This is a genomic window from uncultured Abiotrophia sp., from assembly GCF_938010525.1.
Lineage (GTDB): Bacteria > Bacillota > Bacilli > Lactobacillales > Aerococcaceae > Abiotrophia.
On sequence record NZ_CALLVK010000007.1, the window covers coordinates 12,563 to 29,530 of the forward strand.

General features: G+C 48.3%; 16 protein-coding genes and 1 other annotated feature. Of the genes, 1 reads left to right on the forward strand and 15 read right to left on the reverse strand.

Features of this window, described 5'->3' with window-relative positions; translation table 11 throughout:
- Positions 1-136: 136 nt before the first annotated feature.
- The 12 genes from mtnN to Q0339_RS01350 form a co-directional block, all read right to left on the reverse strand.
- Complete coding sequence (mtnN, locus tag Q0339_RS01295; RefSeq protein WP_298076968.1) at positions 137-850, reverse strand: 5'-methylthioadenosine/S-adenosylhomocysteine nucleosidase; 714 nt, start codon at positions 848-850, stop codon at positions 137-139.
- Entirely contained in the window at positions 850-1,704 is an 855-nt protein-coding gene (locus tag Q0339_RS01300) for a MetQ/NlpA family ABC transporter substrate-binding protein (protein WP_298076971.1), read from the reverse strand. The genes mtnN and Q0339_RS01300 overlap by 1 nt, the downstream gene beginning before the upstream one ends.
- A 67-nt stretch (positions 1,705-1,771) precedes the next feature.
- Positions 1,772-1,999 (reverse strand) — a binding site (T-box leader).
- 160 nt (positions 2,000-2,159) lie between these two features.
- A complete protein-coding gene (locus Q0339_RS01305; RefSeq protein ID WP_291431945.1) occupies positions 2,160-3,311 on the reverse strand; it encodes an iron-containing alcohol dehydrogenase in 1,152 nt (383 codons plus the stop codon).
- Between the two features lie 33 nt (positions 3,312-3,344).
- A complete protein-coding gene (locus tag Q0339_RS01310; RefSeq protein ID WP_291454007.1) occupies positions 3,345-3,773 on the reverse strand; it encodes an RbsD/FucU domain-containing protein in 429 nt (142 codons plus the stop codon).
- The gene (locus tag Q0339_RS01315; RefSeq protein ID WP_298076972.1) at positions 3,774-5,264 is read right to left on the reverse strand and encodes a rhamnulokinase family protein; all 1,491 of its coding nucleotides are present in this window, start codon (positions 5,262-5,264) and stop codon (positions 3,774-3,776) included.
- A gap of 34 nt (positions 5,265-5,298) precedes the next feature.
- On the reverse strand, positions 5,299-6,360 hold the full coding sequence (locus Q0339_RS01320) for an ABC transporter substrate-binding protein (protein WP_298076973.1): 1,062 nt from the start codon (positions 6,358-6,360) through the stop codon (positions 5,299-5,301).
- A gap of 96 nt (positions 6,361-6,456) precedes the next feature.
- Positions 6,457-7,440: an ABC transporter permease gene (locus Q0339_RS01325; protein ID WP_023391016.1), complete on the reverse strand. Its 984-nt coding sequence runs from the start codon at positions 7,438-7,440 to the stop codon at positions 6,457-6,459.
- A gap of 24 nt (positions 7,441-7,464) precedes the next feature.
- Positions 7,465-8,961, reverse strand: coding sequence for a sugar ABC transporter ATP-binding protein (locus Q0339_RS01330; RefSeq protein ID WP_298076974.1), 1,497 nt, complete (start codon positions 8,959-8,961; stop codon positions 7,465-7,467).
- Positions 8,958-9,335, reverse strand: coding sequence for a PTS lactose/cellobiose transporter subunit IIA (locus Q0339_RS01335; protein ID WP_298076975.1), 378 nt, complete (start codon positions 9,333-9,335; stop codon positions 8,958-8,960). Before Q0339_RS01335 ends, Q0339_RS01330 begins: the two co-directional genes overlap by 4 nt.
- Positions 9,328-9,636, reverse strand: coding sequence for a PTS Lactose/Cellobiose specific IIB subunit (locus tag Q0339_RS01340; RefSeq protein WP_023391013.1), 309 nt, complete (start codon positions 9,634-9,636; stop codon positions 9,328-9,330). Before Q0339_RS01340 ends, Q0339_RS01335 begins: the two co-directional genes overlap by 8 nt.
- A 78-nt stretch (positions 9,637-9,714) precedes the next feature.
- Positions 9,715-11,481, reverse strand: a complete 1,767-nt coding sequence (locus Q0339_RS01345; protein ID WP_298076978.1) for an L-fucose isomerase — start codon at positions 11,479-11,481, stop codon at positions 9,715-9,717.
- A 2-nt stretch (positions 11,482-11,483) separates the two neighbouring features.
- Positions 11,484-12,212, reverse strand: a complete 729-nt coding sequence (locus Q0339_RS01350; protein ID WP_298076979.1) for a class II aldolase/adducin family protein — start codon at positions 12,210-12,212, stop codon at positions 11,484-11,486.
- Positions 12,213-12,354: 142 nt separating this feature from the next.
- Between Q0339_RS01350 and Q0339_RS01355 the strand changes: the two genes are divergently transcribed.
- Positions 12,355-13,113, forward strand: coding sequence for a DeoR/GlpR family DNA-binding transcription regulator (locus tag Q0339_RS01355; RefSeq protein WP_298076980.1), 759 nt, complete (start codon positions 12,355-12,357; stop codon positions 13,111-13,113).
- Between the two features lie 219 nt (positions 13,114-13,332).
- On the opposite strand, the gene Q0339_RS01360 is transcribed toward Q0339_RS01355, so the two are convergent.
- The 3 genes from Q0339_RS01360 to Q0339_RS01370 form a co-directional block, all read right to left on the reverse strand.
- Positions 13,333-14,715: a HAMP domain-containing sensor histidine kinase gene (locus Q0339_RS01360; protein ID WP_298076981.1), complete on the reverse strand. Its 1,383-nt coding sequence runs from the start codon at positions 14,713-14,715 to the stop codon at positions 13,333-13,335.
- On the reverse strand, positions 14,681-15,370 hold the full coding sequence (locus Q0339_RS01365; protein WP_298076983.1) for a response regulator transcription factor: 690 nt from the start codon (positions 15,368-15,370) through the stop codon (positions 14,681-14,683). Before Q0339_RS01365 ends, Q0339_RS01360 begins: the two co-directional genes overlap by 35 nt.
- A gap of 215 nt (positions 15,371-15,585) precedes the next feature.
- Entirely contained in the window at positions 15,586-16,740 is a 1,155-nt protein-coding gene (locus tag Q0339_RS01370) for a PepSY domain-containing protein (protein WP_298076984.1), read from the reverse strand.
- Positions 16,741-16,968 lie beyond the last annotated feature (228 nt).

A 16,968-nucleotide genomic window follows, 5' to 3' on the forward strand; every position in this document is an offset into this window, starting at 1 on the left:
GTGAATTAGTGCCACATACTCACAGTTTTTTCTCACTATTTTTCTCTCATAGTTCCCAATAAAAGCAAGGAATATAGCATTTATACATACAAATAATGCCTACAAAAAAACGGGGCTATCTGCCCCGCAATTTTTCTTAAATTATTTGTGTTAGGACGGTCAGCACCGCATCAAAAGCGTTCTGAGCAGCTAGCGCCAGACTATCCTTGAAAAGTTGAGGAGCATGTGCGCCAACGTGATCTGAGATGCCCCGAATGTTGAGAACCTGACAAGCTGAACTTACTAGAACCTGAGCTAGGGCGGCACTTTCCATATCAGAAGCTAGGAGGCCCGGTTGCCGTTCCAGGATTTCCGCTACCCTCTGAGGATCGCTCATAAAAGAATCTGACGTCGCAATAGTGCCTACATGAACCTGATAGGACTTGCCTGCCTCTTGGAAATGAGCCAGCAGATTAGTCAGCAAGTCAGCTGCGACCGGGTAATCAGCCGGCATTTGTGGGACCTGCCCCCAAGCGTAATTGAAGCCTGTGGCATCCACATCGCTATAGACAAAACGGTCACTTATGACTACGTCACCTAAGGCCACGCTTGGCTCAAAACACCCCGTCGATCCAGTATTGATGACTAGGTCTGGCCCTACTTGGCTTAAGAGCCAGGCAGCGCAGGCGGCAGCATTAGCCTTACCAATACCAGACTCTACCAAGTAAAGCTGACTAATCCCGGTTCCTTCAGGTGGGTTGACTGCTTCTATGCGAGTCTTAGCCTGTTCAAAGACTAGCTGCTTGGCCCCAAAATGTTGGCGGAAAGGCGCCAACTCTTCCTGCATGGCGGCTACGATGGCTACTTTCATTATTCAGCTTCCTTCCAGACATCTTTAATGTCTTTTTTCACTTCTACCTTGGTCCCCTGGAACTTTTCCTTGATGAATTCTTGGACCTTAGGAGTGTGGTAGAGTTCCACTAGTTTAAGTAGATTCTCGTCTTTTTCGCGGCCTTTCTTGACGGCGATAACGTTAATGCGTGACTTGGTTGAATCGTTGATTTCTTCCTTGTAGATGGCATCCTTAAGAACGTTAAGGCCACCTTCCAAAGCAATGGTGTTCCCGATAATGGAGAGGTCCACATCGTCTAAGACACGAACCGCTGTGGTGTCATCAATTAACTTGAATTCTAGCTTCTTAGGGTTTTCAATGACATCATCGGGTGTCCCCACGCCATCATCAAAGTCAGGTTTGAGCTTGATTAGCCCAGCTGATTCAAGCAAGCGCAAAGCTCGAGTGGTGTTGGCTGGGTTATCAGCCAAGGCCACCACAGCCCCTTCCTTGACTTCATCAATCTTCTTGTATTTCTTAGAATAAATCCCCATTGGCTCGATATAGGTTGTCCCAATCGGTACCAAAGCATTGTCGGATTCCTTGTTGAAGGCATCTAAGTAGCCCAAAGATTGGAAGGCATTGGCATCCACGATACCATCCGCTACAGACTTGTTAAGTGGCAAGCCCCCATCAATTTCTTTGACCTCAATCTCTAAACCTGCTTTCTTAGCTTCTTCTGACTCAGCAATGAACTTCCAGACATCGTAGTCAGAGCCAATACTGCTGACCGTGACCTTAGTCGCAGCAGATGCAGGCAGGGCCGCACCAAATAAGCTAAGGGCAGCGAGTGTGGTAAGGGTAACTTTCTTGGCAAAACTTTTAATGGACATATGTGATTCTCCTTTTGATGGCTGATTTTTGACGGGAGAAGACAAAAAAAGCCCGTCCTCCCCTAGGGAAAAGGACGAGCGTCACTCGTGGTACCACCTTCATTCACCCTGCCGTCACCGACAAGGCCTCTGTGAGTCCGCTAGGACTCTGCCATGGTAACGGGTGCCCCCGTGCGTTGGTTTAAGCCAAGCGCCCACTCTGAGACCATTTGTAAGGAGATCCTAGGCTTGCTTCCACCCGCTACAAGCTCTCTAGACAAGGATTGATCCCTACTCTTCTCTTCAACGTGTTTCCTATGTTTTCACTATACCTAAGTCCCAAGCCAGGGTCAAGCTATGCTGTTAGACGAAAAATCTAGCATGTGTTATAGGCAATAGTTATAAGCCCCCCCTAAACTAAAACAAGCACCCCAACTTGGCCATGGGGTGCTTGTCAATCTTTATCTAGTTAGGTCCTAGAAGAGTTCCTTATAGAAGGCAATGGTTTCTTCCAAGGTTGGGGTGAATGGATTACCTGGTGCGCAGGCATCAATCATGGCATTCTTGGATAGATATTCGAAGTCAAAGTCTTTTTCTTCAATCCCTAATTCGGTTAACTTCTTAGGAATCCCCACTGTTTCAGACAATTTTTCGATTTCGCTAATGGCATAATCAGCACACTCTTGGTCTGACTTGCCTTCAACTTGTAAACCTAAAGCCTTGGCCACATCACGGAAGGCAGCTGGTACGCGCTTAGCATTTTCACGTTCGATTACTGGTAATAACATGGCACAGCAGACACCGTGTGGTAAATGATAAACTGCCCCTAGTTGGTGAGCCATTGAGTGGACATAACCTAAACCAGCGTTGTTGAAGGCCATACCACCTAAGAAGATAGCGTTTACCATGCCTTCACGGGCTTCGATATCATGTCCATCCTTGACTGCTCGTGGCAAGAATTCCTTGATCAATTCGATTGCCCCGATTGAGAGTTTCTTGGTGACGCCATAAGCACCCGGTGTTACCAAGGCTTCTACCGCGTGAGTCAAGGCATCCATACCAGTTGCAGCCGTTAGAGCTGCTGGTTTAGATACCATTAATTCAGGGTCGTTAACAGAAATCAGCGCCAAACTATTCTTGTCAACCATGACCATTTTAACCTTACGTTCTTCGTCGGTAATGACATAGTTAATGGTAATTTCAGCAGAAGTCCCAGCTGTTGTATTAATGGCAACAACTGGCAAACCTTTCTTAGCTGATTTGTGCAAACCTTCGTAGTCTTGAGGCTTACCACCATTGGTTGCCATAACCGAGATACAGCTAGCTGCGTCTTGTGGTGAACCGCCACCGAGTGAGATGATGAAGTCGCAGTTGTTTTCTTGCAAGGCCTTGAGACCATCCAAGACATTCTTACATGAAGGGTTAGGATCAACATCTGAGAAGACTACATAGTTGATTCCTTCTGCATCTAAAGGTTTAGTCACCTTAGGTAAGATATCGCTAGAAGCAATGAAGGTATCCGTTACTAAGAGAGCTTTCTTGTAGCCTAATTCTTTGACGTAAGAACCAACTTCATTAATCACCCCTTTACCGATTAAGTTAATAGCTGGTACATAAAATGTTGACATAATTGTTCACTCCTATTGCAATTTTTGACGTGGCTAGAGCACGCCTTTTTTCAAAATGATATTGCCGTATAGGGCGGTCTCCCCGCTTTGGATAACAAGATAAGCATCTTTGGCTTGTTCATAGAAGGCAAACCGCTCAATTTCTTTGATTTGATAGCCTTGGTCTTGGGTCTGACGGTCTAGGATGGCCTTGTAGTCCTCCCAAATGACTGGAACCGTTGGGTCCCCTGGCACCACCTGCATTAGACCTGCTTGGTAATCACTGTAAGGATCCAAAGGCAGGAGGGTCAGAATGGCGTCCAAGAGTTCTGGAACCCCATGACCATCCGCGCGAATGACGCGTTGGCCCAAGCGATGAGCCGGGAAGTTGGCGTCCGCAATGACTAATTCGTCCCCATGACCCATTTCCATCAAATATTTGACTAAGTCTGGACTCAAAATGGCTGGTATATGTTTAAGCATTTATTGACCACCTTTCGTCAATTCCAGGTAGCGAGCATAGATTTGGTCACGATTAGGCAAGTCCGCTACCTCATAATCATGTGTTGTTTCACTGTTTTTAATTAAGGTTTGGGCCTCATGGCGGGTCTTAATCTCACCCAAGGTCAAGAGTTGAGCTAAGATATTGCCCAAGGCACTGCCCTCAATTGGCCCCGTCCGGACAGGACGCCCGGAGAAGTTAGCCGTTAACTGACAGAGCAAGCGATTTTGAATCCCGCCGCCCACCATATGAATGGCGTCGATGCTTTGGCCAGTCAGTTGCTCCAACTGATCCAAGGTCTGCCGATAAGCAAGGGCCAAACTTTCTAATACTACTCTGACCACATGTCCCTTGGTTTGAGGAACCGCTTGGTTGGTCAGACGACAACGTTCCTTAATCTTAGCTTCCATATCATGAGGCGAAGCAAAAATCGCATCATTTGGATTAATCCAGGTTTGGTTGTCGGTCACTGCTTGGGCTAGTTCGGCCATTTGAGCGAAGGACAATTCCTCACCTTGCAAGCGCCAGTCACGTTGGAGTTCTTGCAGAATCCACAGGCCGGTAGTGTTCTTAAGCAGACGATAACGACCGTCGAAGCAGCCTTCATTGGTTAGGCCAGCTTTATAAGCAGCTGCACTCAAGACCGGTTGATCCGACTCCAAGCCTACCAAGGACCAGGTCCCGCAAGAGATAAAGGCTGTTGGTTGGTCGCTGGCATAAGGAATAGCCAGAACAGCCGCCGCTGTGTCATGGCCCGCACCTGCAATCACGTCAAAAGGCTCAATCTTGAGCTCTTGGGTAATGCGTGGCGACAGTTGGCGCAAGATGCGCCCGCCTTTGGTCACTTGCCCGAACCAGTCTTTTGGAATCCCGAAGCTGTCTAAGACCTTGTCTTCGAAGCTCCCCGGGTGACTGGATGATAACAAACCTGAGGTGCTAGCAATCGTATATTCGGTTGCCGCTACCCCACAGAGTAGATAGTTAATCAAATCCGGCATAAAGAGGACTTTTTGGGCGATTTGCTTGAGATGTGGTTTTTCCTGCAAGTCTGCATAGAGTTGGAGGACCGAGTTAATGGTCGCTGGCTGTACCCCCGTCAAGTCAAAGAGCTTTTCTGGTGCCATGGCTTGATAGAAGTCTGCTTCATAAGAACCCATACGGTTATCACGATAGCAGTGTGGCAGGTAAATCATATCTCCCGCTTGATCCAAATAGGCATAGTCGACACCCCAAGTATCTACCGAAATAGAACGAATGGGAATATCATCGACTTGGGTCGCCGTCTTGATGCCGCGTTTGATTTCGTTTTGTAAGTGTAAAATATTCCAGTACAAGCCATCATTGAGGCTGACCGGTTCGTTAGCGAACCGGTGCACCTCAGTGAGTTGGAGGGTCTGTCCATCATAAATGGCTTGCATTACGCGACCTGAGCTCGCCCCCAGGTCAATGGCCAAAAGTTTCATGCGCGTCATGGCATTCGCCTCCACTAGAGTTTACATGGTTTTCTTATTCATATAAGAGGGCTTTGATTTCATCAGAGTCGATGTTCTTAGCGTCATACCACTTGGACCCAGTATCCACGTCTTTAACTTCTTTACCTTGAGCTGCTTCAACTGCTAATTTCACTGCTTGGTAACCGATTTGGATTGGGTCTTGGGTAACAGAACCAACGAAAATACCTTTACGGATTGCATCTTGTTGGAGGGCCCCAGAGTCAAAACCAACTGCTAAGATCTTGTCTGCCCCTAATTTAGATTCAGAGAAACCACCGTTAGCGTTGATGATGGCCTTAGCTGCAAATTCGTTAGAACCATAGATCGCGATGGTGTCTGCTTTTTCTAAGACAGTAGAAGCTTCTGTCTTACCAGCCGCATCGTCTACTTGAGCAGGTACCCGTACTTCGATAATGACTTTGGCGTCTGCTTCCGCTACATCGTTCTTGAACTTATCGTGACCGACAACGGCTACTTTAACGCCCTTCTTCTCAAAGAGTTCTACCATCTTGTCGATGAAACCTGAAGTACGTTGAGTAATAGAGAGAGAGTTGGCTTCTTGAGAGATAACCCCAATACGAACTGGTTTGTCTTTGATCTTGCCTTCTAACATTGGGAAGAGGTGTTCAGCCGCATTTCCACCTGCTGCGTGGTTATCAGTTGAAGCAGTTGCCTTGATCGCCCCTTCTGGTGCCCCTGGAACCCCAGAGTCAAACCCAATGATTGGAATGTTTTTGCTGAGCGCCATGTTGATGGCATCTAATTCAGCTTCTGTATCCAAGGCTGCTAAAGCAATGGCTTTAGGGTTCTTGTTAATGGCGTTGTTCAATTGTTCCAATTGTTCTGCAATAGCTGTTTCGTTTTGTGGCCCAACGAAGTTGATCTTAGCACCTAATTCGCTGGCAGCTTTTTCAGCCCCTTTGTTAACAGCTTTCCAGAAGTCATGTTGGAAACCTTTGGCGATGACTTCTACGCGGGTTTCTTCAGCATGTGCAACGAAGCCAGTGCTGGAGACGCCACCTAAGGTTAATAAGGATGCAAAAGCTGCGACAGCAAGTTTAAATGACTTTTTCATAATAGGTTGCTCCTTTTTTTATGTGTATTTTAGAGTTGTGACCCATGACCTCAATCCCTCATAATGACTAGGCCATAGCCATCTGACCCCTTGATCCTATTTTTTCTTGTTTTGACGAATCAAGATATCGGAGTAGACTGCGATAATCACGACGAAACCAGTAATGAATAATTGGTAGTGCGGTTGTAAGTCGATATATGGCAAACCAATCTTGAGGACTGACATAATGAAGACCCCAATAATGGTCCCAAGTACTGACCCGACCCCACCGGCCAAGGAAGTACCACCGACCACGACACCGGCGATGGCATCAAGTTCCATCCCGTTCCCGGTACCTGGTAAGATAGTAGAATAAGTCGCTGCATAGGCAATCCCTGCTAGACCTGCGAAGAGACCACTGATGACATAAGCCATGGCTTCCCATTTAATGACGTTAACCCCAGATAAGCGGGTTGCTTCCTTGTTAGACCCGATGGCGAAGATATAACGCCCGATCTTAGTCTTATTAAGGACAATGGCTGCGATGATGGCGATGATAATGAGGACAATCAAACCTGTTGGGAAGTTATCCTTGGTTCGGAACAAGTCCTTGTACCAGCCTTCGCCTGTACCCCGTAAAGGGAAGGTCACACTCTGAACGTTGGAGACGATGGAAGAAAGCCCCCGTGAAATCATCATGGTACCTAAGGTCGCAATAAATGGTGGCAAACCGAATTTGGCAATCAGAATCCCGTTAAATAAACCGAATACACCCCCTATCACTAAGATTGCCAAAAGTGAAAGCCAGAGTGGCCAGCCTAGTTTGGTATGAAGGACCCCACCAATAATGGCCGAGCACATCATCACCGTCCCAATTGATAAGTCAATCCCTGAGGTAATGATAACGAAGGTTACCCCAATGGCTAGGAACCCAATGTAGTAAGATGCATCTAAGATGCTGACCGCTGTATCAAAAGAGCGGAAGGATTCGCTGGAAATTGCGAAGAAGCCAAAGATGACAATCAGGGCAATCAGCGCAATCAGCTTTTGTAAGCCAACTGTTTTTTCTAGTTTCATCCATAAGGACTGTTGATCTTTCATGCTTATACACCTCTATCTGCTAGTCTAGCGGTCAGTCGCCAAGGCCAGAATCCGTTCTTGGGTTGCCTGGCTGATGTCGAGCTCACCGGTTTTTCTGCCTTCGCACATGACGACAATTCGGTCACTCATCCGCAAAACTTCGGTTAATTCTGAAGAAATCATAATGATGGATTTGCCTTGGGCAACCAAATCATTCATGAGACGGTAGATTTCACTCTTGGCCCCGACGTCAATCCCACGGGTTGGTTCGTCGAAGATCAGGATGTCACTGTTCTGTTCCAACCACTTAGCGATGACGACTTTTTGTTGGTTCCCCCCGGATAGGTTGCGAACCAGCTGCTTGGAGGATGGGGTCTTGGTCTTAAGGGAAGCGACGAAGCGGTCGCTGGCTTTGACGATTTCCCCATCGTTGATTAAGCCTGAGTGAATGTAGGCATCTAGGTTAGTCATGACCGTATTGTTGGCGATGGTCATATCCACGATACAGCCATAACGCTTGCGGTCTTCTGACAGATAGCCAATCCCATTGGCAATGGCATCTTGTGGTGACTTGATGGTCACTTCCTTGCCCTTGATGCGGATGGTACCGCTGTCTTTTTGGTCTGCACCAAAGAGCAACCGCGCTACTTCGGTACGCCCTGCCCCCATGAGGCCAGAGAAGCCGAGGATTTCACCCTTGTGTAACTTGAAGCTGACATCTTTGACACTGGAGCCAGCATTGAGATGTTCTACTTCGAGCACCACTGGCGCGTCCGCTGCCACCGTTGAGGCAGCCTTTGGATCTTCATAAATAGTCCGACCAACCATCATGGCGATAATTTCATCCTTGGTCGTGTCTTTGGTATTAACGGTCCCGACATATTCCCCGTCCCGCATGACCGTTACGCGGTCGGTAATCCGTGCGATTTCATCCATCCGGTGGGAAATATAGATAATTCCGACACCTTTGGCCCGTAAATCATCAATAATGACGAAGAGCTCATTGATTTCGGATTCGGTCAGGGCAGCCGTTGGTTCGTCGAAGACAATGACCTTGGCTTCCATAGACAAGGCTTTGGCAATTTCAACCATTTGCTGCTTACCAACGGTCAGGTTGCCCACTTTCTCTGAGGGGTTAATATCTAGCTTCAAGAGGTCAAAGAGTTCCTTGGCCTTCTTAATGCTAGCACCGTCGTCCAAGAAGAAGTGATTCTTAACACTTTCTCGTCCGATGAAAATATTTTGGGCCACGCTGAGGTGGTTCATCATATTCAATTCTTGGTGGACGATGACAATCCCAGCATCCATGGCATCAATAGGACGAGTGAAGGCAACCGGCTTACCTTGGTAGAGGATGGTGCCTTCGTTGGCACCGTAAATCCCGGTCAGGACCTTCATGAGGGTGGACTTACCAGCCCCATTTTCACCCATTAAGGCATGCACTTCGCCGGCCCGTAAGTCGAAATCGACGCCCTTGAGCGCCTTGACAGGGCCAAAGCTCTTGACGATGCCTTTCATTTCTAATATGACTGGATGACTCATGCAATTTCACCTACTTTTTGTTCCAATTTTTCTAACTTTTCTTCTAGGGTCTTGATGGTCTGAGCTTGGCCAATCAGGATATCGGCAACTTGCACCAATAAGTGGCTGTTCATAAAGTGATCCTGAGCATGAACGGCTAAGAGGCTGACAGGCGCTGCCTGGCCTTGAAGCTCTGCTTGAATTAGACCCGTCTGAAGGTTATGCGCCTCAATATTGAGGGCTTGGGCTTGAGTCAACAAGTCTTGACTAGCCGCTGCTTCTCCCTCTTGGGCGGCCTGAATGGCGGCCAAGATTTGACCGGTGGCCTTAGAGGATTTGAGAATCAGCTGCATCAAGGCTTGACTTGGGCTTGTTGCTTGGACTTCCTCACTCATGGCTGACGCCCATCAAGGTTTCGGCCTGACGGAGCACCGCTTCCCCTTGCATTAATTCGAAGTCTGAATCTGAAATGACCCCTACTGGGACAGATAGATTAGCCTTAGCCTTTTCTTCTAAATAGGCTAATTGTGGGCTGAGGAGTAAGACATCAATATTCTTGAGGTTGTTAATCCCGGTAATCCCAACTGAATAGAAAGAGTAGTCCAGTTGATCCTTGTGGATGGTTTCGTTGATGCGTTCAACCAACATAGAAGTGGTCAGCCCACCTACGCAGGCTAAGATAATCGTTTTGGTCATGGTGACCCTCCTTTTCTTAAAGCTGCGTCCTGGGGACCAGGTTGCTGAAACCCAGCCCCTCTGACGCCAAGTGCTTAACTACTTATGAATTGGGCCTAAGGTTTGGCAAGCGCGATAGTCTGCTGCTTCCAAATCTTCTGTCCCGAAGAGACTCCAGTTCTTAGGACGGAAGATATCTTCTTCTGCTACGTTGTGCATATTGACTGGAATCCGTAACATAGATGCCAAGGTAATTAGGTCTGCCCCAATGTGGCCGTAAGAGATAGCCCCGTGGTTAGCCCCCCAGTTATTCATGACATCATAGACAGAAGTGAAGGCACCCTTGCCGGTCAAGCGTGGTGCGAACCAAGTGGTTGGCCAGCCTGGATCGGTCCGGTTATCTAAGGTATGGTGTACTTGGTCTGGCAATTCTAAGGTGTAACCTTCCGCAATTTGCAAGACTGGTCCTACACCCTTGAGGAGGTTGAGGCGAACCATGGTCACTGGCATGCCACCCTTAGTCAAGAAGCGAGTTGAGAAGCCACCGCCACGGAAGTATTCCCGGTTAGCTGGTGGGAAGTCTGTATTCGCCAACATGGCATCGACTTCGCTTTGTTCCAATTCCCAGAATGGCTTAATCACGGCTTGACCATCACGACTTGCTTGGCCGGTACCATCGAGCGTACATGAGCCAGAGTTAATCAAATGAAGGAAACCATTCGCTGCATGACCTTCTAACTTATGACCGGTTACCCGTTCTACTGCTTCAGGACTCCAGTAAGTCCGTACGTCAGCGAAGATTTGTGGTGTATTAGTCAAGAGATAGTTGAAGAGCATGGACACACCGTTGAGGGCATCATTTTCAGTAGCGAAGATATAAGGCTTACGGATACCGTTCCAGTCAAATTGAGTGTTAAGGAAGGTTTCCATGAAGTCCCCGTTAGGGAAGTGGTCAGTCCATTGACGTTGACCTTGGAAACCAGCCACTAGGGCATGGTGGCCTACCGCTTCTTCTTCAAACCCTAGTTCTGCTAAGCGAGGGTTACCTTGCATGAGGTCGCGACCAATCATGAACATCTTCACGACGAATTCCCATTGTTTGGCTTTCTCTTCTGGTGAAAGAACTAAGTCTTGACGGTTACGATCTTGGCCTTCTTTGATATGGGCTTTAACCCAGGTCATGGCACGTTCAAATTCTTCTGGATCATAGATACCACGGTCAATCCGGCGAGTGAATTCTGTCATGTCGACTGATTCATTACGCATACCCAAGTATTCTTGGAAGAAATCTGGGTCGACGATAGACCCGCCAATCCCCATGGAGACACTCCCCATTGACAGATAAGCAGTGTCGCGCATATGGCCGGTTGCTAAAGCAGCCCGCGCATAACGGAGAATCTTTTCCTTCACGTCAGCAGGAATTTCAGTATCATCGGCTTCTTGTACGTCGTGACCGTAAATACCGAAGGCTGGGATTCCCTTTTGCGCATGAGAAGCTAACACAGCGGCTAAGTAAACAGCGCCCGGACGTTCAGTCCCGTTGAAGCCCCAGATGGCATGTGGAATATCTGGTGACATATCCATGGTCTCGCTCCCGTAGCACCAGCAAGGGGTCACGGTAAGGGTTGCACAGACATTGGATTTCTTGAAGAGTTCGTGAGAAGCGGCTGCTTCTGGCACCCGTCCAATCGTTGAAGGTGAGATAACACATTCAACCGGTTGGCCATCAGGATACTTGAGTGTGCTGCTTATCAACTCAGCTACACTCTTTGCCATGTTCATGGTTTGGACTTCGAGGGATTCCCGTACGCCTTGGCGACGACCGTCAATTGTAGGGCGAATCCCAATACGTGGATGTTGACTCATGATTATTCCTCCAATTCTCTAACTGTTCCATCCGCATTGTATTTCTTATAGCCCGGATGGCGGCCGGTTACCTTATAGTTAGCCCGCATAGCGAAGAGTCGCTCTAGGGTTGGACGGGCGATTTCGTCTTCTTCAATCCCCTTGGTTGTGAGTAGGAGACGAGCATGGAAGGTAGACTTAGCAACCAGTTCTAGTGTTTCCATGCGGTAGTAAGCTGTGATGACGTCACTCCCTACTGTTAAAGCCCCATGGTTTTCTAAGAGCATGACATCATGTTCTGGTAGGTATGGGGTGATGGCATCTGGCACTTCCATGGTCGATGGCACCCCGAATGGTGTGATTGGAATAGAACCGATGACAATGGCTGATTCGATCAGTGAGTAGCTGTCTAGCGGAATGTGAGCCAAGGCAAAGGCTGTGGCAATTGGTGGATGGGCATGAACGACTGCTTTGACGTCGTCACGCTCTTGGTAGCAACGAATGTGCATCTTAATTTCACTGGATGGACGATAGCCTTCATTGGCTTCCAAAATCTCACCTTGCAAATTAAGCTTGACCAACTTCTCTGGTGTAATAAAGCTCTTACTCATGCCAGTTGGGGTCGCGATAATCGTGTCGTCAGATAAGCGAACTGAGACATTCCCGTCGTTGGCGGCTACCCAACCTAGTTGCCACATTTTGTGGCACACGTCACAAATTTGGTCTCTGACCAAACGTTCTTCTTGATTCATACAATCATCCCTTTCTTTAAGATAATGATACCTCGTTGTAAAATCGCTTACAATAGATGAAAGCGCTATTGGTAAATGGTCAAAAATAATGCTATAATATAGTCAGAAGTGTTCAAATTTGTTCATCAAGGAGGGATAATGGATGGTTTCTTTTGAACGGATGAGCCGTATTATGGATATTCTCGGCAAAAAGAAAGTCATCTCCACCACGCAACTTGAGTCACTCGTCTACTGCTCCACTTCTACTCTCAGACGCGACTTGATTGCGCTCGAGCGCGACGGCAAGATTCTCCGTAGTCACGGGGAAGTTCGCCTAGCCAACAGCAACAACATTGAGTACACCTATTCTGCGCGTGCTCATGAGGAACAAAGAAGTAAGGAAATTATCGCCGATATTGCCTCTACCTTTATCACTGATAATCTCTCCATCTTCATCGACAGCTCTACCACTGCTGCCAGTCTCATTCCCTATCTATCCCCCCACCAGAATCTGCGCGTCATTACCAATGGGATTGAGGCGGCGCGCCTACTCAACAACTTCGAAAATGTCACCCTCTTCCTATCAGGTGGCCATATCGACTTTGGTACCAACTCCGCCTTGGGTGACTTTGCCACCCAGTTCATCAATAACTTTCATGCCGACCTGGCCTTCTTCTCCTGCCGTGGGCTTGATCGCTATGCTGCCTACGAGGCCAACCACAATCAGGCCATGATTAAGCAGCAGATGATTGCCAATGCCGACAAGTCCATCTTGCTGGCGGACCACTCCAAGTTCAATACCAGCCACTATTTCAAGCTCAGTAACTACTCTGCCCTAGATTACATTGTGACCGACCAGCCCCCTATTGAGTCCTTCCAGGACACAGTTGGCCCCCACTGCGAAATCCTCTGGGGCTCCTAAAAAGTCAAAAAAGCGCGTCTCTATGGCGCGCTTTTTATCTTAGAAATAATTATTAAACTTAATTTGTCTTTTCCTCATATTGAAAAGTCACTTTTCTCCACTTACTTATAAGTTAAAAGTGGCGTCCTTCAAATTCAGACGACCTCAGGGCAAGCCAGCTACTGAGCATGTGACCAACCAAAAAAGAGACTAGATAGTCTAGCCTCTCTGGTCTTTGATTTACTTAGTTTGTGCTTTTATAGGCGGAAATTTCACCTCAAAACGTGCACCTGCTCCTAGCTGGCTCTTAAGGCTTAGCTGGGCCCCATGCTGGTCGGCAATGGCTTTAACCAAGGCCAAGCCCAGGCCGGTCCCACTTGAGGCCGACTTAGTACGGGCACGATCCACCTGATAGAATCGTTGCCAAATGTGCGCCTGCTCTGACTCCGCAATGCCTGGGCCATCGTCTGTAATCGACAGGATTACCCCCTCTTCCTGATTAGCCGTCAAGCTAAGCGCGACCTGACTTTGGGCGAACTTAAGGGCGTTGCTGAGCAGATTATCCACCAGGCGGCCTAAGAGGACTTCATCAGCTTCAACCTGCAGGTTAGGTGCTAGATCATACTTAAGCACTTTGCCGGCTACTTGAGCTAAGGTCTGGTCATCTTCCTGGCGCTTGGCCAAGAAGGCACTGAGATTAAGTGGCTTCAAAGCCAAGCTGTCTTGGCCTTCTAGCTTGGACAACTCTAAAATCTGGTTAATTAATGCTTTCATACGGAGCGCCTGGCGCTGGATGGTGGCGTGTGATTCCTGAGCTTCGGCCAAAGAATCCGCATAGCGCAGGCCATACTCACTTTCCGATAGAATGACCGTGACGGGGGTCCGTAAATCATGGGAGACATCATGACTGAACTGCTTCTCACGCTGGAAGGAAGTTTCCACTGTCTCTAACATACCATTCATGGTCTGGGCCAAGAAGTAGAGTTCATCTTGGGGCCCTTTTAGGGGAATTCTTTGGGACAAATCCCCACTGTTCTGAATCGCAAGAGCTGTTTGGTCCAAGACCTTGATAGGTTTTAGGGCCCGCTTCAAGACCCAGTAGCCCCCCAGAACCATTAGCACCAGCAGGACTGGCCCGGCAATAGCCAAGACTCTGAGCAGATTGTTGAGCTCCCGGCTGGAAGCACTGAGGGCAATAACCCCACGTACCCATCCCTGACCATTCTCTAGAGGCAGGTCATAATAGAGAAAGGATTGGTCCCCCTCCTGGTAGCTAGACACTGTGCCCCCATTCTGGGGCAAGTCCCACTTAAAGAAACCGGGCAAGTGCTGGCGACTAACATTCTGCTGATCGTAATAGGCCAGGGTGACCCCTTGCTCGAAGGAATGACGGTCCATCTCAGGGTGGCCATCCTCCTGACCTTGTGGCGAGTCAGCGTGACGACTGGCCATTTGGACCACTTCGACTAAGCTTTCCTTGCGATCGGCATCCACGAAGCGGGCCGAAATCCATAAGGTAGCCCCAGACATGGCCAAGAGGATGATAATCATAAAGCCGGTATACCAAATGGTCACACGACTGGCAATACTAGTCAGAAATTGCTTGAAGCCTTGGAACCACATAGCCTAACCCCCGTTTGGTTTGAATCAGTGAAGGTTGCCCCTCGCTATCGAGTTTACGTCGAATATTTTTGATGAGGACATCAATGGTATTAGATTCTGCTTCCTGCTCATAATCCCAGACATGATGGCGAATCTGCTCCCGCGACAGAACTTGGTTCTGGTTACGGACCAAGTACTCCAAGACCTCGTATTCCTTGGCCGTTAAATTCACGGCCTGACCATCCTTGAGGACGCGTTTTTGGGAAAGAATTAAGCGAACCGGTCCAATTTCCACCTGATCACTTAGGATATGACGTTGTGGCCGGCGGAGCAGAACCCGTAGGCGAGCTAGTAGCTCCCCAAATTCAAAGGGCTTGACCATATAGTCATCTGCGCCCAAATCCAGGCCCCGAATCTTATCAGTGACAGCATCCCGGGCTGTTAACAAGAGAACAGGCACTGGGTTTTCTTGCAATCTGATGCGCTCTAGAAATTCAAAACCGTCCATGTGGGGCATCATGATATCTAAAATAATGAGGTCATAGTTACCTACCGCCAAAAAAACCAAGGCTTCTTGGCCATCAAAAGCTGCGTCCACACTATAGTGCTGCTTCTTAAGTAGCTTGCTCAGACTGGCATTTAAGTCACGTTCGTCTTCCACTAGCAGTAATTTCATATGATCACCTCTTCTCATCAAATTGCATTGTATCAATATTTCTACACAAAGGCAAATCAGGGCACCTAAAGGCACCCTGATGTGGGGGAATGGCAGGCTCTACAAGTGGCAGCTTGTCTGAGAATACCACCTGCCTGCTCACTGGCTACCTATTGTGACACGACAGCAGCCAGTAAGTAAATAGTTGGTTAGCCGCTTTAACTTAGTTAAGTCGACTAGCGCTTGTTGGATTCAGCTGGTGCTCCTTGCCCTTGTGGGCCACCTTCTTGCTTATCAGGTCCTTGACCAGAGCCGGGACCTGCTTGATTTTGGTTAGGTCCTTGATGCTGACCACGGTCGCCCTCTTGGCCTGGACCTTGCGCTTGACCTTCATGATGGCCAGCCGGCCCATGATGACCCTCTTCTTGGTCTTCGACTTCTGTCACTGCTGCCGTTTCACCATCAACGGTCACTTGCTTGAAAGTTTGATTGCTTTCCAAGGTGACGGTGTAAGTAGCCGCCTTATCTTGTTCATGACTTGGATCCAGTTCAATATCATAGACCTTAGCATCGGCATACTTAGCTAAGACAGCGTCTAAGGCAGCTTGCGCGCTAACGCTTGGCGCCTTAAATTCTGGTTTAGCCCCCTGACCTTGCGCCTGAGTGCCCTCTTGGCCTGGTGCAGGTTTTTGGCCTTGATTTTGATCTGGCGCCTGACCTTGAGCGTGATCTGGGCCTTGGTTTTGATTTGGTGCTTGACCTTGTCCAGGAGCTTGACCCTGTCCCGGACCTTGATCTTGGCCAGGTCCATGGCCTTGATTTGCTCCTTGGCCTTGGTTTGCACCCTGTTCTTGACCAGGGCCTTGGCGGTCGTGACCATGACCTTGCGCCTGATCAGGCTCTTCTTCTGTCACTTTACCTGACTGGGCATCTACAAAGACAAAACGAAAGTCCTTATCTGCCTTGACGACAACCGAATAGGCGGCTTGATCACCTTGCTCATACAAACTAGCGCCTAAGACTTGGCCATTAGGCACTTGAGTCGCAGCCTTCTCCAAAGCTTGCTTCATGGTGACATTAATTTGAACAGCCTGAGCAGTCTGCCCTTCTTTCTTTTCCTGACCATGCCCATGTCCGCCAGGACCTTGCTCACGTCCTTGATGATGACCACCAGGGCCGCGATCATGGCCTTGGCAATGGTCGCCAGCTTGCTGTCTTGGCCCTTCTTGGCCTTGTGCTTTATCAGGGGCTGGCTGATAGGTCTTAGTCTGGGAGGCTTGATTGGATTGGCCCGCTTCACCTGCAAAGACGCTCAGCGTCGGTAGGGCTACACTGCTTGCCAGGGATGCGGCTAAGGCACCGCTTAAGAGAATATGTTTTGATACTTTCATGTTATTCGCTCCTTTAGCTTCTATAATTTTCAGGTAAGTAGGGGTTGCTTACCTGATAATCTTAGTCTAAGGGGCAAAAATGAATGAAAGATGAACGGATTAAAGTTGAGACAAAATTTTTTCTATTATCTCCACATAAGAAAAAAGCGTCCCCTAAGGGACGCTTGAAAACTCTCACCCAGCATGGCAACGACCTACTCTCACAGGACCAAAGGTCCAACTACCATC